Source organism: Pseudomonas chaetocerotis, assembly GCF_015712105.2.
Taxonomy (GTDB): Bacteria; Pseudomonadota; Gammaproteobacteria; order Pseudomonadales; family Pseudomonadaceae; genus Aquipseudomonas; species Aquipseudomonas chaetocerotis.
In genome coordinates this window covers 245,749-266,753 of the sequence record NZ_JACFYX020000008.1, presented here as the reverse complement: position 1 = coordinate 266,753, position 21,005 = coordinate 245,749, and the positions used below count along the sequence as shown (strand labels likewise).

Here is a 21,005-nt window from a genome sequence, read left to right as displayed (position 1 = left end):
ATCGGGCATAATCCGGGAAACCGCCATCACCGGCAATTATCCGCTTATTGACGCCGGATAAGTGGCGAGTTCTCGCCTACCTAGCAAACCCTGTGAGCAAGCCAGCAATAAAAAGGGCGCAGCATCCAACGCAGCTGCGCCCTTCGATTCGAGCCCGATCAGCGCCCGGCGAGCGCCGGTACCACCCTGGGTCGCAGGATCTCGCCGGCCACGGCCAGCAGGCCGATAGCGCCAGCGATCCAGTACCACTGCACGACCGGATCGAACATCAACCAACCCAGTGCATGCAGGAACACCACCATGATCAGCACCGGGCTGACGTAGCGCACCATGAATAGCCACAGCGCGTAGCCCGCAGGCGGCAGGCCCAGTTCATCGCGCATGATCTCACCGCGCAGTGCGTAACCGGCGAGCACCACCATGAAGATGCCGCCCAACGGCATCATCCAGCGCGAGGTGAGGTAGTCCAGCCAGTCGAAGAAGTTCTTGCCCAGCGGCGTCCAGCCCGCCAGCAGGTTGAACGACAGCATCGCCACCAGGCTGATCACCAGCAGCACCGCACCCGCCCCCATCGCTGCACGCAGACGACTGATGCCGTGCTTCTCGTTCAGGTAGGCCACGCTGGCTTCGATCATCGAGATCGCCGAGGTCAACGCGGCGATCGACACCATGGCGAAGAACAGCACGCCGAAGGCGGTGCCGAACGGCATCTGCTGGAAGGCCAGCGGCAGGCTCATGAAGATCAGACCCGGTCCGGCGCTCGGGCTCATGCCGTTGGCGAAGATGATCGGGAAGATCGCCAGGCCGGCCAGCAGCGCCACACAGGTATCGCAGAGCGCGACGACGAAGGTGGTGCGCGCGATGGACTGGCCGTCCGGAATGTAGGAGCCGTAGGTGAGGATGGCGCCCGAGGCCAGGCTCAGGGTGAAGAAGGCATGGCCCAAGGCCGCCAGCAGCGCCTCACCGGTGATCTTCGAGGCATCGAAATGGAACAGAAAACCGAAACCGGCGCTGAAACTGCCGCTGGTGAAGGCATAGCCAACCAGCGCCAGCAGCATCAGTGCCAGGCCCGGCATCATCCAGCGCACCGCATTCTCGATACCTTTCTGCACGCCCTTGGCGACGATCCAAAGGGTCAGCAATGCCACCAGCACGCTCCAGCCGCCGAGTTGCCAGGGGTTGGCGTTATGCGCTTCGAATACCCCGCCCAGCGCCTCGACACTGGTCGCGGCCAGCGAGCCGTCGAGCATCTTCCACGTATAGGCAAAGGCCCAGCCGGCCACCACCACGTAGAAGCACAGGATCATGAAACCCGCGAGCATGGCCATGCCACCGACCGCCTTCCACAGCGGGTTGCCACCGTTCTCGCGCACCACGCGACCGATGGCGTCAATGGGACTGCCGCGGCCACGGCGGCCGATGGCGATCTCGGTCATCATCACCGGAATGCCAATGGCCAGGATGCACGCCAGGTACATCAGCACGAAGGCGCCGCCGCCGTATTCGCCCGTGATGTAGGGGAATTTCCAGATATTGCCCAGCCCGACGGCCGAACCGGTTGCAGCGAGGATGAAGCCCCAGCGCGAAAGCCAGAGGTTCTTCGGTTTTTCACGGGTCATGCGTCACCTGTTTGTTTTTATCTGTGACGGAATCGGACCCGCTGCGCTTGTGGCGCAGCGGAATGCAAGGCTTGGGTGAAGCCGAAAGTGTCACTGGGCGTCGGTTTGTGCCTCCGGCGCGGCCATTTGGAAGGCCTCCAGGGGTTCACAGCGCGCCGCCATGGCGACAATGCGTGGATACGCGGCAAGGTCACAGTTAAAACGCCGCGCATTATACAGCTGCGGGATCAGGCAGGCTTCCAGATATCCAGGCCGCTCGCCAAGCGAAAGGCGCCCGTCGAACGCGGCCAGACCCTCCTCCACGGCGGCCAGACCCAGCGCGACCCAGTGCCGGTACCAGGCGTTCTTCGCCTGATCGGCGACGCCCAGTTCGCTGGACAGATACTGCAGCACGCGCAGGTTGTTCAGCGGATGCACATCGCAGGCGATATGCAGCGCCAGCGCCCGCACCTGGGCGCGCTCGGCCGGGTCGGCCGGCAACAACGCCGGCACCGGGAAGATCTCTTCGAGGTATTCGATGATCGCCAGCGACTGGGCGATGCGCACGCCGCCGTTCTCCTCGTCCACCAGTAGCGGCAACAGGCCCTGCGGGTTCAGCCCTCGATAATCGGCGCCGTGATGCTGGCCGCCGTCCTTGACCAGGTGCACCGGCACCTGCTCACAGGCCAGGCCCTTGAGGTTGAGGGCGATACGCACACGGTAGGCGGCGCTGGAACGCCAGTAGCCGTAGAGTTTCAGCATCGATCATCCCTCGGTAGCCCGGATGCAATCCGGGACTGGCCTGGAAATTTCCCGGATTTCATCTGGGCTACTCATATTTTTCCACCACCTGATCGATGGCGCCGAAGATGCTCTGCCCGGCAACGTCGAACATCTCGATGCGCACCCGGTCGCCGAACTTGAGGAACGGTGTTTTCGCCTCGCCCTGCTCGACGATCTCGAGCATGCGTTTCTCCGCCAGGCAAGAAGAGCCCGCGCTGCGGTCGTAGTTGGACACCGTACCCGAGCCGATGATGGTGCCAGCGCCCAGCGGACGGGTCTTGGCCGCATGCGCCACCAGGGTCGGGAAGTTGAACGTCATGTCGACACCGGCGTTCGGCTGGCCGAACAGCGCGCCGTTGATATGCGACACCAGCGGCCGATGCACCTTGCCGTCCTTCCAGCTTTCGCCCAGCTCGTCGGGAGTGATGGCCACCGGCGAGAAGCTAGACGACGGCTTGCTCTGGTAGAAGCCGAAACCCTTGGCCAGCTCGCCAGGGATCAGGTTGCGCAACGAGACATCGTTGACCAGCATCAGCAGGCGGATATGGTCTGCCGCCTCGGCCGGCGTGGCGCCCATGAGCACATCATCGGTGATCACCGCCAGCTCGGCTTCCAGGTCGATGCCCCAGGCTTCGTCTGCCAGGCGGATCGGACTGTGCGGCGGGATGAAGGCATCGGCGCCCCCCTGATACATCAGCGGGTCGTGCCAGAAGGATTCCGGCATCTCGGCGCCGCGCGCCTTGCGCACCAGCTCGACGTGGTTGACGTAGGCACTGCCGTCGGCCCAGTGGAAGGCGCGCGGCAACGGACTGTGGCAGGCACTCTGATCGAAGGCGAAAGCGCCCTCCTCCAGGCCGTCGTTGAGACGCTGATAGACCGCCTCCAGCTTGGGCCGGGCCACGGCCCAGTCGTCCAGCGCGGCCTGCAGGGTGAAAGCGATCTGCGGCGCGAGTACAGCGCGGGTGAGATCGCGGGAAACGACGATCAGCACGCCATCGCGGCCTTGGTTCAGTGATGCGAGTTTCATGGTTTCTACCTATTCGTCTATTCGGGTGCGGGCTGTTCTCCCCTCTCCCACTTGTGGGAGAGGGGCCGGGGGAGAGGGTGTGTTACCAGCCCCCTCTCCCTGACCCTCTCCCCGAGGGGAGAGGGGACGATTGGGCCCGCCCTTAAGCTTGTGTGCCTGGCGCGCGCCAGGAGTTGACGTATTCGGCCACGTCCACCGCGCCGGCGGCATCGGCTACCTCCAGGGCACGGCGGGTATCGATCATCACCGCCACCTCGTCGATGAAGGTCGCCGGATCCTCCTGGCTCTTTTTCAGCGCCTTGGGATGCGGCCCATGGGGGAAGCCGCACGGGTGCAGGGTGACCATGCCCTGCTCGATGTTGTCGCGGCTGAAGAAATTGCCACGGTGGTAGAACAGCACTTCGTCGTAGTCGTCGTTGTTGTGGAAGAACGGCACCTTGAGCGCGCCGGGGTCGGATTCCACCGGGCGCGGGGTAAAGGTGCAGATCACGAAACCACTGGCGACGAAGGTGGTGTGCACCGACGGCGGCAGGTGGTAGCGGTGGCTGATCAGCGGGCGTATGTCGCGCCAGTTCAGGCGCACCACGGTGTTGTCGCCATGCCAGCCGACCACATCCAGCGGGTTGTAGGGGTAGGTCACGGTGCTGATCTGGCCGCGTCGCTTGATGCGAATCTGCCAGGTGTTCTCGTCCTGCTGCGCCTTGAAGGCCTCATCGATATGCGGGTGCTCCAGCACGGCCAGGTCGAAGATCGCCTGCGGCCCGAGCAAGCCCTTGTCCGGCAGCTGGTAGGCGCCGTCGGTGTTCTCGATCAGCAGGAAGTAGCTCGGCGTGCTGGCCTCGATGCGCCAGGCGGTGCCACGCGGAATCAGCAGGTAGTCGCCGTCACGGTACTCCAGGTGGCCGAAGTCGCAATAGAAGTGCCCGCTGCCTTCATGCACGAACAGCAACTCGTCGCCATCGGCGTTGCGCACCAGATGGCGCATTGCGCCGTGAGTGCGCCAGACGCGCAGTTTGACGTCGGCATTGTGCAGCGTCAGCGGCGCCGCCAGCGGACAGTCGCGCTCGCTGGGAATGTCGTTGAAGTTGAACGCGTGCGGACGCAGCGGACCTTCCCAGTCGATCCAGCCAGTGGGCGGATGCTTGTGGTGCAGGTGCGCAGTTGGGCCGAAGAAGCCCTCACGTCCCATCTCGCGCTCGAAGGTGCCCTGCGGCAGGTCGCAATGCGCCTGGCGCGAGCACTCGCCTTCACGCAGGGGAAAGCTGATCCATTTGCGGCTCATGAGCAGACTCCCGATGGGGTACGCGTTTCGCACCAAGTGACACGAGGCTGATGGTGCGCACGGCGCACCCTGGGGATCAGGCGCATCATGATTCCTCGGAGATCACGCCGCGACGCAACTGGTCTTCCTCGATGGATTCGAACAGCGCCTTGAAATTGCCCTCGCCAAAGCCCTGGTTACCCTTGCGCTGGATGATCTCAAAGAAGATCGGGCCGATCACCGTGTTGGTGAATATCTGCAGCAGGATGCCGTCATCGCCAGGCGCACCATCGATCAGGATATTCAGTTCACGCAGTACGTCGGTCGGTTCGCCATGACCGGCGACGCGGCTGTCGACCTTCTCGTAGTAGGTGTCCGGGGTGGTCATGAAGTCCACTCCGTTGGCGCGCAACTGGCGCACGGTGGCGTAGATGTCGTCGGTGCTCAGGGCGATGTGCTGGATGCCCTCGCCGTGGTATTCGCGGATGAATTCCTCGATCTGCGACTTGTCATCGGCCGACTCGTTGATCGGGATGCGGATCTTGCCGCAGGGCGCGGTCATGGCGCGTGAGAAAAGGCCGGTGAGTTTGCCTTCGATATCGAAGTAGCGGATCTCGCGGAAATTGGCGATGCGCTCGTAGAAGCCGGACCAAACGTCCATCTGCCCACGACGCACGTTATGGGTCAGGTGGTCGATGCACTGCAGGCCGACGGCGTTGTCATTGGGGCTGCGGCCTTCGATGTACTCGAAGTCGACGTCGTAGATACTCTTGTCGCCGTAACGGTCAACCAGATACAGCAGGGAGCCGCCGATGCCTTCGACGCAGGGAATGTTCAGCTCGCCGAAGTTGGCGTGGCTACCCACCAGCGTGGCGCCCTGCTGCTCGACGTAGGCGGCGGCCTGGGCCGCGTTCTTGACCCGGAAGGCCATGGCGCAGGCGCTGGGACCATGCTTCTCGCCGAAGGCGCGCACATGCCCGGTGGGGCTGCCGTTGAGCACGATGTTGATGTCGTTCTGCTGGAACAGCCACACCTCTTTCGAGCGGTGCTTGGCGGTCTCGGTGAAACCCATGGCGGTGAACAACTGGCGCAGTTGCTCGATGCCTTCAGCATTCGGTGCGGTAAATTCGACGAACTCGAAACCGTCGGTTCCGATGGGGTTGTGCTGCTCGATCTTGGCCACGGCGGTCATTTCGCCTCCTGATTGTCATTGTTATGGCAACCGCACGAATGCGGTGCGGACAACCTCATGACAACCGAGCGCAGAGCCGCTCTCAAGAGGGTTTGCGACCCTTCGACGCAGTGGCCGTGTGCAGCAGTGGCAAATTTTCCTTACGCCTCTCCGGAAAGGCAGGCAAAGCCCTGGCAACCGTAAAAAAATCCTTACACAGCGGTCAGCCGGCTTGCCGCTATCACTCAGCCCCGGCGCGAGAAGGTGTAGGCCCGCTCCACCTTGGCCACGCGCGTGGTGAAGGCGGCGTACCAATCGGCGCGTCCCTGCTCACGAACGATGCTGTGCTCGGCATGCTCGCGCCAGGCCTGAATGGCCTCCTCGCTCTGCCAGTAGGACAGCGTGATGCCCAGGCCATCACTGCGCGCCGACTCCACACCGAGAAAGCCGGGCTGCTGTGCGGCCAGTTCCAGCATGCGCTGCGCCGCCTCGGCATAGCCTGCGTCCACCTCCGTGCGCAGGGAGGTGAACATCACCACGTAATAAGGTGGCTCAGGCGTAGCGGCGATCACACGGCTGCCTGCAGATGCGCTTCGTGTACCGATTGCACCGCACAGGCACCGACCAGACCGGCAACCACTGGAGGCAGGCGACCTTCCAGTGCGGCGCGCTCGGGCTGGAACAGGGTAGCGATGAAGAACGGATGGTCCTCCAGTTCGATGGCGCGCACCGCCCCTGCCTGGTCGTGCCCGGAGGCCTTCAGTGCCTGGGCCATCAGCGGTTCGACGAAGGCATCGGCGAGGCCGTAGCGACACAGGTACTGCTCGCTGATCTCGCGTACACCGTAGAGTTCGGCAATGCGCGAGCCCGAGACCAGGTGCACGCGCTCGCTGACATCCAGCAAGGCACAGCTCAGGGGCGCGATCAGCGGGGTCTGCGCTTGCGGCGCCAGCTCGGCGTGTTCGGCATCGGTCCAGCCCAGGCGGTTGCGCGCGTACTCCAGCAGCGCGTGCTGGAAGCCGCCACAGGTGCCCAGGAACGGCACGCCTTGCTCGCGCGCGAAACGAATGGCGCGCAGCGCACCTTCGGTGGCGGCATAGGGGCTGCCCGGTACGCACCAGATGCCGTCGTAAGCCATCAGGGTGGCGTCATCGACGAGACTGTCAGTGGCCAGCCAGTCATGTTCGACCGCTACCCCCAGCGTCTCGCTGGCCAGGCGCAGCGCTTCGGGAATGGCCCGGTGCGCAGCAATCGCTGCATTGTAGTCACCTACCAGAGCGACCTTGACTCGACACTTGCTGTACATGCTCCTCTCCCCTCTTGCCCGCAGACTGTTGAAAAAACACCCCGGCTTTGACTTCCTGCACCGCTCTACCTGCTGCGTCCATGCTGTCGTCGCCTACGTTCTACAACGCTCTGTTAGCGGTCTGCCTGTCACCACTATAAGATGGCGCTCACGCAATAATAATTGGCGAATAGACAAGCAGAGATTGCAGCCATGCAATATCAGATCGACCATACCGACCTGTCCCTGGTGCTCGCCCTGGTGCGTGGTCGCTCCCTGGCGCGTGCGGCAGAACTGATGCAGGTCGACGTATCCACCGTATTCCGCGCCGTGCGCCGACTGGAGGCCGCCCTGGGCGTGGCGCTGTTCGAGAAGAGCCGGCGCGGCTACGAACCCAGCGAAACCGCGCGCGCCCTGGCCGAACAGGCCGAGCGCGCCGAACAGGCATTGGATGCCGCACGCGTGGCGCTGGAACTGGGCAAGCAAGTGGTCAGCGGCACGGTGCGCCTGACCTGTACCGATGCGGTACTGAGCAGCCTGTTGCTGCCGGCGCTGGCGCGCTTCATGCCCAGCTATCCGGCGCTGGCGCTGGAGCTGGTGACATCCAACGACTTCGCCAACCTCAGTCGGCGCGACGCCGACTTGGCCCTGCGCCTGACCAATCAGCCACCGGAGCATTTGGTCGGCCGGCGCCTGGCCACCGTCTCCTACCTCGTCTGCGCCCGCGATGATGATCAGGATCGCAGCGACCTGGCGCGCCAGAGCTGGATCGCCCCGGACGAGGCGATGCCGGATCACGCCACGGTGCTCTGGCGCCTGCGTGAATTGCCGAGCGTCACCCCCAACTATCGCTGCAGCAGCATGTACGCCGTGGCGCAACTGGCACGCGCCGGGTTGGGTGTCGCCGCCCTGCCCGACTTCGTGCTGCGCGCCCGTCCCGAACTCAAGGCGCTCAGCCCACCACTGACCGGCTGCGACACCGAGCTCTGGCTGCTGACCCGCCCGGACTGCCGCGCTTTACGTTCGGTGCAGACGCTGTTCGAGGAATTGAGCGAAGCCCTAATGAGCAATGACTGAGGTAGAGCGTCACCGCTGAAGCGCCTCACACGGAAGCGGAACAGCATGCCATTGCCACGGCCAAGCCTTGTGGGAGGGGCTTCAGCCACGAAGAATTTCCCGAGAGCCCAGGTAGCCACGGTGCGCACGGCGCACCCTACGAGTCAACCCTGCTGCAAATGCCCGTAGAGTTTGGCATAGAGGCCACCTTCGGCGATCAACTGCTGGTGGTCGCCATCCTCGGCGACGCTGCCGCCATCGAAAACCAGCACACGGTCAGCCTGCTTCACCGCACTGAGGCGGTGGGCAATGATCAGCGTGGTACGCCCCTCGAGGAACTGCGCCAGCGCTTCGTGCAGGGCGTACTCGGTGGCTGCATCCAGCGCCGAGGTGGCCTCATCGAGGATCACCACCTTCGGCTCGGCAAGCACCATGCGGGCAATCGCCAGCCGCTGGCGCTGCCCGCCGGAGAGCCGTACGCCGCTGCGCCCGACCACGCTGTCCAGGCCTTGCGGCAGTTGCACAATGGTGTCGTGAAGCTGGGCGATACGCAGCGCCTGCCAGCAGGCTTCATCGCTGCGTTCACGCCCCATGGTCAGGTTGGCGCGCACCGTATCGTTGAACAACGCCGGGTGCTGCAACACCACGGCGACGTTTTCGCGCACGCAGTCCAGGCCGATCTCCTCCAGCACGCTACCACCGAAGCGAATGCTGCCGGCTTGCGGCGTGTAAAGGCCCAGCAGCAGCTGCACCAGGGTGCTCTTGCCACCGCCAGAGGCGCCGACGATGGCGACCTTTTCACCCGGACCGATGGACAGGTCGAGCCGATCCAGTACCGATTCCTCGCCGTAGCCGAAGGTCAGCCCACGCACCTCGATACCGACCGTGTCGCGCCCCTTGAAAGGGTCGACGCGCCCGTCGTACTGCGGCTCGTCCTTGCGCGCCAGCAACTCGTTGATACGGGTCAGCGCACCACCTGCGGCATAGAACGCGTACTGCAGGCTGAGCAGCTGTTCCACCGGGCCGATCATGAACCACAGGTAACTGAACACCGCGAGCATCTGGCCAATGGACAGGTCGGAGAACAGCACGGTGAGCATCGCCGCCGCGCGGAACACGTCGATGCCGAACTGAAACAGCAGACCACTGGCCCGGTTCGAGGCGTCGCTCTTCCATTGCGAGGCCACGGCATAGTCGCGTACCTCTCGTGCGCGCCCACCAAGACGGCCAAGGAAGTAGCCCTGGCGGTTGCCGGCGCGCACTTCCTGAATCGCTTCCAGGGTCTCGGTCAGCGCCTGAGTGAAGCGCGACGTGCTGTCGTTCTCCAGCTTCTTCAGGTGCTTGACCTTCTTGCCCAGCAGCACGGTGGCGTAGATCACCAGCGGGTTGAACAGCAGGATCAGCAAGGCCAGTTGCCAGTGCATCCAGATCAGGATGGCCGAGGTGCCGACCAGGGTCAGCACCGCCACCAGAAAACGGCTGAGGGTCTCGCCAACGAACTTGTCCAGGGTGTCCAGATCGGTGACCAGGTGGGTGGTCACGGTGCCGCCCCCCAGGCTCTCGTACTCACCAAGGGAGATGCGCTTGAGCCGTTCGATCAGGCGCATGCGGATGCGGTAGACGATGTCTTTCGACAGCCTGGCAAACAGGCGCGCCTGCAACACATTGAAGATCAGCGCCGAGCTGCGCAGCAGCAGCGTCAGCAGCAGCATCAGGCCGATATAGCCGGCCGCCGTTTCCCAGCCGGCTGGCAGGAAGTTGTCCATCACCTTGAGCGCCGCGTCGCCGTCATGCAGCAGCACTTCGTCCACCAGCAGCGGCAACAGCAACGGGATTGGCACACTGCACAGAGTCGCCAGCACGGCCACCAGATTCGCCAGGATCAGCGCCTTCTTGTGATGCAGGGCCAGGCGACGGATTTCTGCCCAGCTCAACCGATCAGGCATGGGCAGCGCGCTCCAGCCAGCGGCCCAGCAGCGGCGCCAGCACCTCGAGCGGTTGATAGCCATTGGTCAGCAGCGCCAGTTGGCCATCGCGCTCGGCCAACAGCGTGGGAAAGCCGGAGATGCCCAGATCCTGCACCCAGGTGAAGTCGGCGGCGGTCGCCTCCTGCATGGCCTGGCTGTCGAAGGCCTCGGCGAACTCGATGCGCGGGATACCGGCCTGCTCGGCCAGTTGCACCAGAACGCTGGCTTGGGTGACGTCAGCGCCCTCGGTGTAGAAGGCTTGCTGAATCAGCTTGAGCAGCGTCCAGGCACTCGGCGCATGGAGGTTGCGTGCGGTCACCAGCGCGCGGCAGGCAGGCTCGGTGTCATACACCAGCCCCTCGGGCAGACCACGTTCGAAGTCGAACAGCTGTCCGGTGCTGGCGTTGACCGCCTGCCAGTAGCCCAGGTAGCGCACGCGGGCAGCAGCATCGACGGCCACCTGGTCACGGCGCAGGCCACCCACCACGATCTGCAGCGGCACAGAGGCTGCCGCCGCCTGCTCGGCGAGGGCTTCGATTACCGGTGCAAAACCCCAGCACCAGGAGCACATCGGGTCCATCACGTAGAGCAGGCGACTAGCCATGGTCAGGCCTCGTTCAGTTGGCGGGGGTTACGGCCAATGGGGTGCGGCTGGTTGCGCGCACGGGCCAGCTCGATCTGCTTCTGTCGCTCGCGGGCGCTTTCGCGGGTTTTCTCCGGCAGCGAATCCCAGCAATGCGGGCAACTGACGCCAGGGCTGTAGAACTCGGACTGGCGGTCTTCCACGGAAATCGGCGTGCGGCAGGCGTGACACTGATCGTAGTCGCCTTCGGACAAGTCGTGACGCACGGTCACGCGGTTGTCGAAGACGAAGCAGTCACCCTGCCACTTGGTCTCTTCCTGCGGCACTTCCTCAAGGTATTTGAGAATACCGCCCTTGAGGTGATAGACCTCCTCGAAACCTTCGCCGAGCATGTAGCTGGAGGCCTTCTCACAGCGAATGCCACCGGTGCAGAACATCGCCACCTTCTTGTGCCTGCTGGGATCGAAGTGGGACTTGATGTACTCGGGAAACTCGCGGAACGACTTGGTCTTGGGGTCGATGGCACCCTCGAAGGTGCCGATGGCCACTTCATAGTCGTTGCGGGTATCGATCAGCAGCACTTCGGGGTCGCTGATCAGGGCATTCCAGTCCTGCGGCTCGACATAGGTACCGACGCGCTGGTTGGGATCGACGCCCGGTACGCCGAGGGTGACGATCTCTTTCTTCAGTTTGACCTTGGTGCGATAGAACGGCTGCTCATCGCAGTAGGATTCCTTGTGGTCGATATCGGCCAGGCGGGCGTCCTGAGCGAACCAGGCGAGCAGTGCATCGATACCGGCACGAGTGCCGGAGACCGTGCCGTTGATGCCCTCTTCGGCGAGCAACAGGGTGCCCTTGATGTCGTTATCGAGCAGGGTTTGCAGCAAGGGTTCGCGCAGCGCCTGGTAGTCCGGCAGGGAGACGAATTTATACAGCGCCGCGACGACGATCTTGTCGGTCATGAATATTCTCTCAGTAATCACCCACGTAAAGGGCGGACTGGACCTCGATCAACTGCGCGTCGGCCCTGCTGCGTTAAAAACAGGCTTGGACAGTGACGTGTCACTGAGCGTCCGGAGGACGGCCCGAAGGGCGAGTGAAATGAGTAATGCTCATGTACAAAAGTACACTGCACTTCCTCGCCTGCTTTGACCAGCCTGAGGCTGTTACTAACGTAGCGCCTTGCATGGCTCTAGCGCGCTAGATCGAGAATCTAAACGAAAGCGCCGGCGTGGGCCGGCGCGCGGGCGATTGTAGCAAAGCCGAGCATCGCCAGGGCAAGTTGGCGACAGGGCGCGACAGCCTGTCGCGTAGCCCGGATGCAATCCGGGAATTGCTGATGGGTTTTCCCGGATTGCATCCGGGCTACCTCAATGACCGCCTCGGCAGGTCGGCGAGGCCGGAGCCATGCCCTGCGCCGCCCACTCCTCCGGGGTGTAGGTGTGCAGCGCCAGCGCATGGATCTGCCCCATCAGCTCGCCGACCGTCGCATAAACTTTCTGATGTCGCTTGACCGCATTCAGACCGGCAAACGCCGGGCTGACGATCACCGCCTTGTAGTGAGTCTCCAGACCGCGACTGTGCATGTGACTCTCGTCCAGCACATCGAGATGCTCGGGCTGCAGCGCAGCCAGGGCGGTGACGATCAGGTCTTGCTTGGACATCTTGGGCTCCATCAGGGCTGTTTCGGCAGGCCGAGTTCATTGCTCATGTCGGCCAGCAGCTTGTTCACCTCGGGCACGGCGGACTCCAGCTTGCTCTGGGTGATCTGCGCAGACTGCGCGGTGAGCGTCGGCATCTTCTGCAGCACCTTCTGCCCCAGCGGCGACTCGTAGAAGGCGATCAGGTCCTTGAGCTCCTGCTCGTTGAAGTTGCTGGTATAAAGCTTGACCATGTCCGGCTTCAGCTTGTCCCAGCCAACGGCCTTGTCCAGCGCGGTGTTGGCCTTGGCCTGATAGCTTTCAAGCACCGCTTTCTTGCCATCCGGCGCCTCGGCGAAGCGCTGCGCGAACATCTGCTGCACCTGACCGTAGACAGGCACGGTCAGCCTGTCGGCGTTGGCCAGCTTGAGAAAACGCTCGGCATCGGCGGCGTGACTGGCGGCATCGGCCATGGCCAGCGATGCGCTCGCGCTGAGCAGAACGGCGGTGCAGAGTTTGGAAAAACGGAGCATGGAGAGCGTCCAGAGGTTGTGAATGAGTCTGGGTAGACTACGAAGGCGGCATTTTGTGCCCTGCGCGGAAATCCCTCAAGCGATGCGCGTTGTGCGCTGGCTCACACCCGTCATGTTGACCGGCGCACCCACTGGTCAGTTGCCAAAATGCCAGTACTTGCTCATGCTCGTGTGGGCTCGGCATTCTTTGCGACCTCCACATTATTAAACAAGGCGTGCGCACCTCAAGAGCCGGCAATTGATCGCCAGCCCGCGCACACACATGGACGTGCCCGATGACCAGCCTCACCTCACACGCGCCCCTTCCGCTCCAGCCACTTTGCGACAGCAAAGGCCGACTGCTGGATGAGGCCATTGGTTGGTCCAATCGACCGCAAGTGGACTGCACCCTGCATGGTCACGCCGGGCGGCGCAAACGCTGGAATCACTGGTGCATCACCACGCCGCAGTGGATGCTCTCGCTAACCCTGGCTGACCTCGACTACCTCGGCTACGGCGCCGCCTACTTCCTCGATCTGGAAACCGGCCAGGCCGTCGCCCATACCCAGTTCCGTCCCTTTGCCCTCGGCTGCCAGTTGCCCGACCTACCGCTGGAGAGTCACTCCTTCAGCCACTCGCGCCTGCAACTGCGCATCGATGAGCACCCCGGACGCCTGCGCCTCACCGCTGCCGCCCCGGATATTGGCGGCCAGCCACTGCAGGTGGCCCTGGACATTCAGCGCCCTGCCCATCTGCAATCGGTCAATCTGGTCGCGCCGTTGCAAAATGGCGGCTTTCATGCCACCTGTCGGCAACTCGGCCTGCCCACCGCAGGCAGCCTGCAGTTGGGCGGCAAGCATTACAGCTGCGTGCCGGGCCAGAGCTTCGCCGCGCTGGACTTCGGGCGCGGCGTCTGGCCGTTGAATACTTACTGGCAGCGGGCGGCGTTCGCTGCAGCGGGCGGCATCGCCGGCAACTTCGGTGCTGGCTGGCTCGATCACAGCGGCCTGTCCGAAAATTCCCTGTGGTTCGGCGGTGAAGTGCAGCTGCTCGACAGCCCGCTGCATATCGAACGCAGCTCACAGGCGCCACTGGCGCCCTGGCGCCTGGACAGCGAAGATGATCGCGTGGCGCTGCGCTTCACACCTCGCCAGTTGCACAAGGCCTGCCCCAAACTCGGCCCCTTCCACGCCAATACCGTACAGCGCTTCGGTCATTACGACGGCGTACTGCGCGGCCCGAAGGGCGAGCGCGTGCCGGTGGACGGAGCGCTGGGCTGGCTGGGTGAAACCCACGCCCGCTGGTAGTCGCACGCTCAAAGGCTCCAATCAACCTGATAGACAAGTTGTGGAACCAGTCTTCGACGGCACGACCTAAACTGCCAGCAACCTTGCACTTGCCCCGGAGAACGCAATGAGCCGCACCGAAACCGACAGCATCGGCCCCATCGAAGTCCCTGACGACGCTTACTGGGGCGCGCAGACCCAGCGCTCGCTGATCAACTTCGCCATCGGCCAGGAGCGCATGCCACTGGCCGTGTTGCACGCCCTGGCGCTGATCAAGAAAGCCGCGGCTCGGGTCAACTGCCGCAGCGGCGAGCTGCCGGCGGACATCGCCCGCCTGATCGAACAGGCCGCAGACGAAGTGCTCGAAGGCCAGCACGACGCGCAGTTCCCCCTGGTGGTCTGGCAGACCGGCAGCGGCACGCAGAGCAACATGAACGTCAACGAAGTGATCGCCGGGCGCGCCAACGAACTGGCCGGCGGCAGCCGTGGCGGCAAGACCCCGGTACATCCCAACGATCACGTCAACCGCGCGCAGAGTTCCAACGACTGCTTCCCCACGGCCATGCACATCGCCGCCGTGCAGGACGTGCGCCATTGCCTGCTGCCGGCGCTGGCCGAGTTGCGTGATGGGCTGCAGGAGCAGGCGCAGCGTCATGCCAACTTGGTCAAGACCGGGCGCACGCACATGATGGACGCCACGCCGATCACGTTCGGCCAGGAGCTGTCGGCCTTCGTCGCCCAGCTCGGCCACGCCGAAGCGGCGATTCGCGCCGCCCTGCCCGCAGCCTGCGAACTGGCTCAGGGTGGTACCGCCGTCGGTACCGGCCTCAATGCTCCGGCCGGCTTCGCCGAAGCCATCGCTGCCGAACTGGCCGCGCTAACTGGCCTGCCACTGACCAGCGCGCCGAACAAATTCGCTGCGCTGTCCGGCCATGAACCTCTCGTACACCTGTCCGGGGCCTTGAAAACCCTGGCCGTGGCGCTGATGAAGCTGGCCAACGACCTGCGTCTGCTTGGTTCGGGCCCGCGTGCCGGCTTCGCCGAGGTGCGCCTGCCGGCCAACGAGCCGGGCAGCTCGATCATGCCGGGCAAGGTCAACCCCACCCAATGCGAAGCACTGTCGATGCTCGCCTGCCAGGTACTGGGCAACGACGCCACCATCAGCTTCGCCGCCAGCCAGGGCCACCTGCAGCTGAACGTGTTCAAGCCGGTGATCATCCACAACCTGCTGCAATCGATCCGCCTGCTCGCCGATGGTTGCCGCAACTTCCAGCAGCACTGCGTCGCAGATCTGCAGCCGGATGCCGCGCAAATGGCCGCGCACCTGGAGAACGGCCTGATGCTGGTGACCGCGCTCAATCCTCATATCGGCTACGACAAGGCCGCTGAAATTGCCAAGAAGGCCTACGCCGAAGGCAGCACCCTGCGCCAGGCCGCGCTGCAGCTCGGCTACCTTAACGAAGAGGAATTCGACCAATGGGTACGACCACAGGACATGCTCGGAGCCGGGCGGCATGACTGAGGGCAAGAGCGGCGCCACACCGCTGGAAGGCGATGGCAAACGAATCCTGCTGATTCTCGGCACGCCGAAAAAGGACAGCTTCTGCCATGCCCTGGCCGAGGCCTACAGCCAGGGAGCACGCAGCAAGGGGCACGTGGTGCGCCAACTCCGGCTCGGCGAGATACAGTTCGATCCGATACTGCGTGAAGGTTACGAGCAGAGCCAGAATCTGGAGCCGGACTTGCTCGAAGCTCAGCGTCTGATCCACTGGGCCGAGCACCTGGTGTTCGTCTACCCAGTCTGGTGGGGTGGCATTCCTGCGCTGCTCAAGGGCTTCTTCGACCGGGTGTTCCTGCCCGGTTTCGCCTTCAAGTACCGCAACCGCTCGCAACTCTGGGACAAGCTGCTCACCGGGCGCAGCGCCGACCTGCTGGTGACCATGGACACGCCACGCTGGTACTTCCGCTGGATCTATGGTGCCCCGGCCCATCGGCAGATGGTGCGCACCATCCTCGGTTTCTGCGGCATCAAAACGCGGCGCCTGAGCGAATTCGCCCCGGTGCGCCCCTCCAATGAGGAACAGCGCCAGAGCTGGCTGCGCCAGGCTGAAGCACTGGGAACGAAGGCGTGACGCAGCAGGCACATCGGGCCTACAAACCAGCAGCACTCTCGCGTGCCCTACCCGCCCACCACAGCGCCAGCGGGCCCAGCGTCAACAGCAGGCCCATCAGCGCGAACGCCGCCCACCAGCCAAGCAACTGCTGATCACCCAGGGCATCGAGGGTCATGCCGAACAATAGCGGCCCGAGGAACGCGCCGGTAAAGCCGGTGCAGGAATACAGCGCCATCGCTGCCCCACGGTGGCTGGCCGGGGCGACACTGACCAGCCCGGCGGTCAGCGAGGCGGAGTCGGCGGTCACAGTCACCGCATAGAGCAGAACCAGCACCAGCATCACCCAGAACGGCAGTGCCGCACCCAGGCCGACCACGATTGCCAGCAGCGCGGAGGCGAGCATCACGCCGATAAGCCAGCGCTGACGACCGAAACGCAGCGCCAGCTCATTGCCAAGGATGCTCGACGGCATACCGATCAGCGTCGCCAGCATCGCTACCCAGGTGCCCGATAGCCAGGGATCGACGCCCTGCAGATGCCCGGAGAACACCACGAAGGCCACCAGCCAGGCGCGCAGGGCGAACAGTTCCAGGTTGTGCATCGCGTAAGCCAGGCAGTAGGCCAGCACCGCACGACTCTTCAGGGGTGCCAGATCCAGCAGATTGCGCGGCGCATGCGCCGCCACCGGCTTCGGCGCCAGGCCCCGGTACACCAGCGCCCAGGCCAGCAGCGCGCAGCCGCCACTGAGCAGTGCCGGCACTTGCCAGCCGCCGAGCTTGGCCAGCTCACCGGACAGGGTGAAGGAAAGCGCCGTGCCCAGACCAAAGCTGGCGGTGTAGAAAGCGATTGCCCGCGACTGCGAGGCGCCGTCGATGCGCTCTGATAACGCCTTGAGCCCCGGCATGTAGGTCCCCGCCAAGCCGATGCCGGCGAGCACACGCCAGAGCAGCGCCGACCAGAAACCATCGGCGAAGACGAAACCGGCGCTGGCCGCGGCCGTCAGCAGCATGGCCCACAGGTAGATCAGTCGGGCATCGTGGCGGTCGGTCAGGCCCGTGAGCACCGGCACGGCCAACATATAACCGAGAAAGAAGCCGCCGCCGATCCAGCCGGCCTCGGTATTGCTCAGCCCCCAGAGCACCTGAAATTGCGGCAGCAATGCGGCGAACAGGGCAAAACCGGCCATGCCCAGGGTTTCGGCCGTACACAGCAGCAGGGTAATGCGGCGAGCCTTCATGATGTTCTTAGGGCAAGCAGCCGGAAGGTTGTGCACTGAGGCGGCAAAGTCGTACACCTCGGAAACATTGGGCTCAGCACAATCAAAGCACCAGGCCGTCGCTGGCCAGGCTTACGCCGCTCGGCAACGCGTCGGGATGATCCAGCAACCAGGCGTCGAAGGCATGGCCGATATGGGTCAGCACCGCCTGCGTCGGCTGCAACCGCTCGATGACCTCCAGCGCGCGGGTCAGATCGTTGTGGTTGCGCGGTGCGACAGGTTGCGGGGCGGTGGAGCAATCGAGCACCAGCACATCCAGCGGTGCACGCTGTAATTCGGCGCAACTGGCTTCGGGCACACCGAGGGTATCGGTGAGGTAGGCGATGCGCCTGCCCTTCCCCTGCACTTCCCGCCCTTCCGCCCCCTGCCCGTCGAACCCTCGCCCTTCAAATAGGTACCCGAAGGTCGGCTTGGAATGATTCAGCGGCAGGGCAGTGACGCGCAACTCACCCAACTGACGGCGCTCGAAGGCGGCGAATGGCTGGCTGAAGTCGAGGATACCGGGGTGTTTGTACAGGTCGGCCAACCCTTCCGGGTCATCCGGGCCATGCACCGGAATCACCAGCCCCTGGCCCCAGCGCAGGTGCAGCAGGCCCTGGGCGTGGTCGGCGTGGTAGTGGGTCTGCACAATGCCGCTGAGGCTGTGCGGCGCGAAGCGCTCGGTGAGGTCGGTCAGGCCGCTGTCGATCAGCCAGCGCTGCGTGCCGCATTCGATCAACGCACAACAGGGGCCACGGCGCCGCGCCGGATACACGCGTGCCGCATCGCAGGCCGGACAACTGCAGTTGTAGACCGGCACCTGACGGGCATCGCCGGTGCCGAGCAGGGTCAGGCGCATTGGCGGGCCTCGTCGAGCAGGTGCAACAGGCGGCTGACGGTTTGCGGCAAGGGGCTGGAGTTGTCGAGGATGACGGTGTCAGCCTGGCCAGCCCTCTCCCCCGGCCCCTCGGCTTTGGCGTCCTGCATCTCCCTCCCTCCTGCATCCATGCAGTCGTCTCCCGCAAGCGGGAGAGGGGAGGAAGCGCTACCCACCTGCAGTTCGCGGCTACGGGCCAGGCGCTGCTCGATCTGCTCCGGCGTCTCCCGGCCACGGGCCAGCAGGCGTTGGCGCAGCACGGCCTCATCGACCTGAAGAAGAACCGCCAGCAAATTCGGATAGCGCTGGCGCGCAGCCTCGAGATGACCGCGCGAACCATTGATCAGCACGTCCTGCCCGGCGCTCAACCAATCATCGATCTCGCGCGGGATTCCATAGGCCAGGCCATTGGCCCGCCAGCTCAGGGCGAAGGCGCCCTCGCCCTCCAGGCGCTCGAACTCGGCCGGGGTGACGCCCAGCGCATCTTCCCCTACCGATTCGGCGCTGCGGGTGATCACCCGCCGGGCGAACCGGCAGCCGTGCGCCTCCAGCGGCGCGCGTGCGGCTTGCAACAGGCTGTCCTTGCCCGAGCCCGAAGGCCCCATCAGATAGATCAACCTGCCCTGCATCAGAACACCCTTCGTGCTTGGCGCCACACTTGCTGGATCACCGGCTGCTCGCCATGGGCCCTGGCCTGCACCAGATCGGCGCGCAGGCCGACGCGAATTTCGCCGCGATCATCCAGCCCGGCCGCCCTGGCCGGCGCGCGGCTCACGGTGGCGATGGCCGCAGGCAAATCATAGTCGTTGTCCTGCCCGACGAGCAGCCAGGCCGCATGCAACAGGCTGGCCGGGTAGTAGTCGCTGGAGAGGATATCCAGTACGCCATGGCGCGCCAGCTCAGCGGCGGCGATATTGCCCGAGTGCGAGCCGCCACGCACCACGTTCGGCGCGCCCATCAATACTTTCAGACCCAGTTCATGGCTGGCCCTGGCCGCCTCCAGGGTGGTAGGGAACTCGGCGATGGCCATGCCGAAATCCGCCGATTCCTGTACATGGGCCAGGGTCGCGTCATCATGGCTGGCCACCGAGATGCCGCGACTGTGGCAGTCCTCGACGATGGCGCGGCGCTGACGGTCGCTGTACTGACGCGAGTTGGCGATCTGCTCCTGGAGGAAATCCTCCATCTCTGCCGGGCTCAGGTGATACTTGCCCATGTAGTACTCGCGGTACTTCTCCACCTTGGCGAACTGGCGCTGGCCGGGCGAGTGATCCATCACCGAGACCAGCGCCACCAGCGGGTGCTCCACCAGGTCGCGGTAGATCGTCAGGGCATCCGGATGGCACAGCTCGCAACGCAGGTGCAGGCGGTGCTCGGCGCGAGTCTGCCCGGCCGCCTCGCTGGCAGCGATGGCCTCGATCATCGCCGGCAACTGCTGCATGCGCCGGCCGCGCGGGTTGATGTCGCCGATGGACAGCGCGTCAAACACTGTGGTGATGCCGGCGGCGACGATCTGTGCATCGTGGGTCAGTACAGCCGAAGCCGATGGCCAGTCCACGCCAGGGCGCGGGCTCATGTGTTTTTCCAGGTTGTCGGTGTGCAACTCCACCAACCCCGGCAGCAGGTAATCGCCGCCGAGATCCCGGGCCTGCGGCAGGCGGCTGGCGCCCTCGTCCACCGCTGCGATCAGTCCGTCACGCAGCAGCAGGCTACCCAGGAATTCCCGCTCAGCGGTGACGACGCGGGCGTTGCTGAGAATCTGTTCAGACGACATAGACGTACTCCGGTTGCGCCGCCTCGGCGCTCATATCGAGGTAACGGTCGGCCACCGCCTCACGGGCGGTGCGGTCGTGGAAAATGCCAATCAGTGCGCTGCCTGCGGCCTTGGCTTCGTTGATCAGCTCCAGCACCACCTGGCGGTTGGCGTCGTCCAACGAGGCGGTGGGCTCGTCCAGCAGCATTACCGGCCACTCGACCATGAAGCCGCGGGCGATATTGACGCGCTGCTGCTCGCCCCCGGAGAAGGTGCCCGGCGCCAGTTGCCAGAGCGCCTCGGGAATGTTCAGCCGCGCCAGCAGTTCCTTGGCACGCGCCTGCGCATCGGCACGCGCCCAGCCACGCGACAGCGCCGGCTCCATCACCACGTCCAGGGTCGAGACGCGCGGGATCACCCGCAGGAACTGACTGACATAACCCAGACTCTGCCGCCGCACGTCCAGCACCTGGCGTGGCTCGGCGCCGACCAGCTCTACCGGCGCGCCCTGGTGACGGATGCGGATGCTGCCGCCAGCGGCCAGGTAGTTGCCGTACAGCGTGCGCAGCAGGGTCGACTTGCCAGCGCCGGACTGGCCGTGCAGCACCAGGCACTCGCCGCCCCGCACGCTGAAGTTCAAGTCACGCAGCACCTGCAGGACGACGCCGTTCTGCTGGTGCAGGGTGAAGGTCTTGCTGAGGCCGCTGACCTCGATCAGGTTGTTCATATACACCTCGATTACAGTAGGCACGATCTGCCCCCTCTCCCATTTATGGGAGAGGGCTGGGGAGAGGGTCGTGCAGGCGACCCGATGCAAGCGAAGCCCCTCTCCCCGGC

Annotated in this window: 21 protein-coding genes; 4 read left to right on the top strand and 17 right to left on the bottom strand. The window is 64.5% G+C overall.

What is annotated here, in order from left to right:
• Nucleotides 1–158: 158 nt before the first annotated feature.
• From H3221_RS16235 to H3221_RS16205, 7 genes are all read right to left on the bottom strand, one after another.
• On the bottom strand, nucleotides 159–1,619 hold the full coding sequence (locus tag H3221_RS16235) for a sodium-dependent transporter (RefSeq protein ID WP_196474593.1): 1,461 nt from the start codon (nucleotides 1,617–1,619) through the stop codon (nucleotides 159–161).
• Between the two features lie 90 nt (nucleotides 1,620–1,709).
• Nucleotides 1,710–2,360 (bottom strand): maleylacetoacetate isomerase, encoded by a 651-nt coding sequence (gene maiA, locus H3221_RS16230; RefSeq protein WP_196474592.1) that lies wholly within the window; start codon nucleotides 2,358–2,360, stop codon nucleotides 1,710–1,712.
• Between the two features lie 67 nt (nucleotides 2,361–2,427).
• A complete protein-coding gene (locus tag H3221_RS16225) occupies nucleotides 2,428–3,408 on the bottom strand; it encodes a fumarylacetoacetate hydrolase family protein (RefSeq protein WP_196474591.1) in 981 nt (326 codons plus the stop codon).
• A 142-nt stretch (nucleotides 3,409–3,550) separates the two neighbouring features.
• Nucleotides 3,551–4,690, bottom strand: coding sequence for a homogentisate 1,2-dioxygenase (locus tag H3221_RS16220; protein WP_196474590.1), 1,140 nt, complete (start codon nucleotides 4,688–4,690; stop codon nucleotides 3,551–3,553).
• 85 nt (nucleotides 4,691–4,775) lie between these two features.
• A complete protein-coding gene (gene hppD / locus H3221_RS16215; RefSeq protein ID WP_196474589.1) occupies nucleotides 4,776–5,861 on the bottom strand; it encodes a 4-hydroxyphenylpyruvate dioxygenase in 1,086 nt (361 codons plus the stop codon).
• Nucleotides 5,862–6,085: 224 nt separating this feature from the next.
• Nucleotides 6,086–6,412, bottom strand: a complete 327-nt coding sequence (locus H3221_RS16210) for an antibiotic biosynthesis monooxygenase family protein (protein WP_196474588.1) — start codon at nucleotides 6,410–6,412, stop codon at nucleotides 6,086–6,088.
• Nucleotides 6,409–7,146 (bottom strand): CTP synthase C-terminal region-related (seleno)protein, encoded by a 738-nt coding sequence (locus tag H3221_RS16205; RefSeq protein ID WP_196474587.1) that lies wholly within the window; start codon nucleotides 7,144–7,146, stop codon nucleotides 6,409–6,411. Before H3221_RS16205 ends, H3221_RS16210 begins: the two co-directional genes overlap by 4 nt.
• A 192-nt stretch (nucleotides 7,147–7,338) precedes the next feature.
• Here H3221_RS16205 and H3221_RS16200 point away from each other — a divergent pair, with 192 nt between their 5' ends.
• A complete protein-coding gene (locus tag H3221_RS16200) occupies nucleotides 7,339–8,202 on the top strand; it encodes a LysR family transcriptional regulator (RefSeq protein WP_196474586.1) in 864 nt (287 codons plus the stop codon).
• Between the two features lie 143 nt (nucleotides 8,203–8,345).
• On the opposite strand, the gene H3221_RS16195 is transcribed toward H3221_RS16200, so the two are convergent.
• The 5 genes from H3221_RS16195 to H3221_RS16175 all read right to left on the bottom strand — a co-directional run bounded on the left by H3221_RS16195 (nucleotide 8,346) and on the right by H3221_RS16175 (nucleotide 12,904).
• A complete protein-coding gene (locus H3221_RS16195; RefSeq protein WP_196474585.1) occupies nucleotides 8,346–10,127 on the bottom strand; it encodes an ABC transporter ATP-binding protein in 1,782 nt (593 codons plus the stop codon).
• Nucleotides 10,120–10,752: a DsbA family protein gene (locus H3221_RS16190; protein ID WP_196474584.1), complete on the bottom strand. Its 633-nt coding sequence runs from the start codon at nucleotides 10,750–10,752 to the stop codon at nucleotides 10,120–10,122. The genes H3221_RS16195 and H3221_RS16190 overlap by 8 nt, the downstream gene beginning before the upstream one ends.
• Nucleotides 10,753–10,754: 2 nt before the next feature.
• On the bottom strand, nucleotides 10,755–11,693 hold the full coding sequence (gene trhO / locus H3221_RS16185) for an oxygen-dependent tRNA uridine(34) hydroxylase TrhO (protein ID WP_196474583.1): 939 nt from the start codon (nucleotides 11,691–11,693) through the stop codon (nucleotides 10,755–10,757).
• Between the two features lie 408 nt (nucleotides 11,694–12,101).
• Entirely contained in the window at nucleotides 12,102–12,395 is a 294-nt protein-coding gene (locus H3221_RS16180; protein WP_160020267.1) for a BolA family protein, read from the bottom strand.
• An 11-nt stretch (nucleotides 12,396–12,406) separates the two neighbouring features.
• Nucleotides 12,407–12,904 carry a DUF2059 domain-containing protein gene (locus H3221_RS16175; protein WP_196474582.1) on the bottom strand — a complete coding sequence of 166 codons (498 nt, stop codon included), beginning with the start codon at nucleotides 12,902–12,904 and terminating at the stop codon, nucleotides 12,407–12,409.
• A gap of 275 nt (nucleotides 12,905–13,179) precedes the next feature.
• Between H3221_RS16175 and H3221_RS16170 the strand changes: the two genes are divergently transcribed.
• The 3 genes from H3221_RS16170 (at nucleotide 13,180) to H3221_RS16160 (ending at nucleotide 16,301) form a co-directional block, all read left to right on the top strand.
• Nucleotides 13,180–14,190: a DUF2804 domain-containing protein gene (locus tag H3221_RS16170; RefSeq protein ID WP_196474581.1), complete on the top strand. Its 1,011-nt coding sequence runs from the start codon at nucleotides 13,180–13,182 to the stop codon at nucleotides 14,188–14,190.
• A 106-nt stretch (nucleotides 14,191–14,296) separates the two neighbouring features.
• Nucleotides 14,297–15,691 carry a class II fumarate hydratase gene (locus tag H3221_RS16165; protein ID WP_196474580.1) on the top strand — a complete coding sequence of 465 codons (1,395 nt, stop codon included), beginning with the start codon at nucleotides 14,297–14,299 and terminating at the stop codon, nucleotides 15,689–15,691.
• The gene (locus H3221_RS16160) at nucleotides 15,684–16,301 is read left to right on the top strand and encodes an NAD(P)H-dependent oxidoreductase (protein ID WP_196474579.1); all 618 of its coding nucleotides are present in this window, start codon (nucleotides 15,684–15,686) and stop codon (nucleotides 16,299–16,301) included. Before H3221_RS16165 ends, H3221_RS16160 begins: the two co-directional genes overlap by 8 nt.
• Before the next feature lie 19 nt (nucleotides 16,302–16,320).
• On the opposite strand, the gene H3221_RS16155 is transcribed toward H3221_RS16160, so the two are convergent.
• From H3221_RS16155 to phnL, 5 genes are all read right to left on the bottom strand, one after another.
• Complete coding sequence (locus tag H3221_RS16155) at nucleotides 16,321–17,520, bottom strand: MFS transporter (RefSeq protein WP_196474578.1); 1,200 nt, start codon at nucleotides 17,518–17,520, stop codon at nucleotides 16,321–16,323.
• 82 nt (nucleotides 17,521–17,602) lie between these two features.
• Complete coding sequence (phnP, locus tag H3221_RS16150; RefSeq protein ID WP_196474577.1) at nucleotides 17,603–18,397, bottom strand: phosphonate metabolism protein PhnP; 795 nt, start codon at nucleotides 18,395–18,397, stop codon at nucleotides 17,603–17,605.
• Nucleotides 18,388–19,044, bottom strand: a complete 657-nt coding sequence (gene phnN, locus H3221_RS16145; RefSeq protein ID WP_196474576.1) for a phosphonate metabolism protein/1,5-bisphosphokinase (PRPP-forming) PhnN — start codon at nucleotides 19,042–19,044, stop codon at nucleotides 18,388–18,390. Before phnN ends, phnP begins: the two co-directional genes overlap by 10 nt.
• Complete coding sequence (locus H3221_RS16140) at nucleotides 19,044–20,189, bottom strand: alpha-D-ribose 1-methylphosphonate 5-triphosphate diphosphatase (protein ID WP_196474575.1); 1,146 nt, start codon at nucleotides 20,187–20,189, stop codon at nucleotides 19,044–19,046. Before H3221_RS16140 ends, phnN begins: the two co-directional genes overlap by 1 nt.
• Nucleotides 20,179–20,895, bottom strand: a complete 717-nt coding sequence (phnL, locus tag H3221_RS16135; protein WP_192981034.1) for a phosphonate C-P lyase system protein PhnL — start codon at nucleotides 20,893–20,895, stop codon at nucleotides 20,179–20,181. Before phnL ends, H3221_RS16140 begins: the two co-directional genes overlap by 11 nt.
• Nucleotides 20,896–21,005 lie beyond the last annotated feature (110 nt).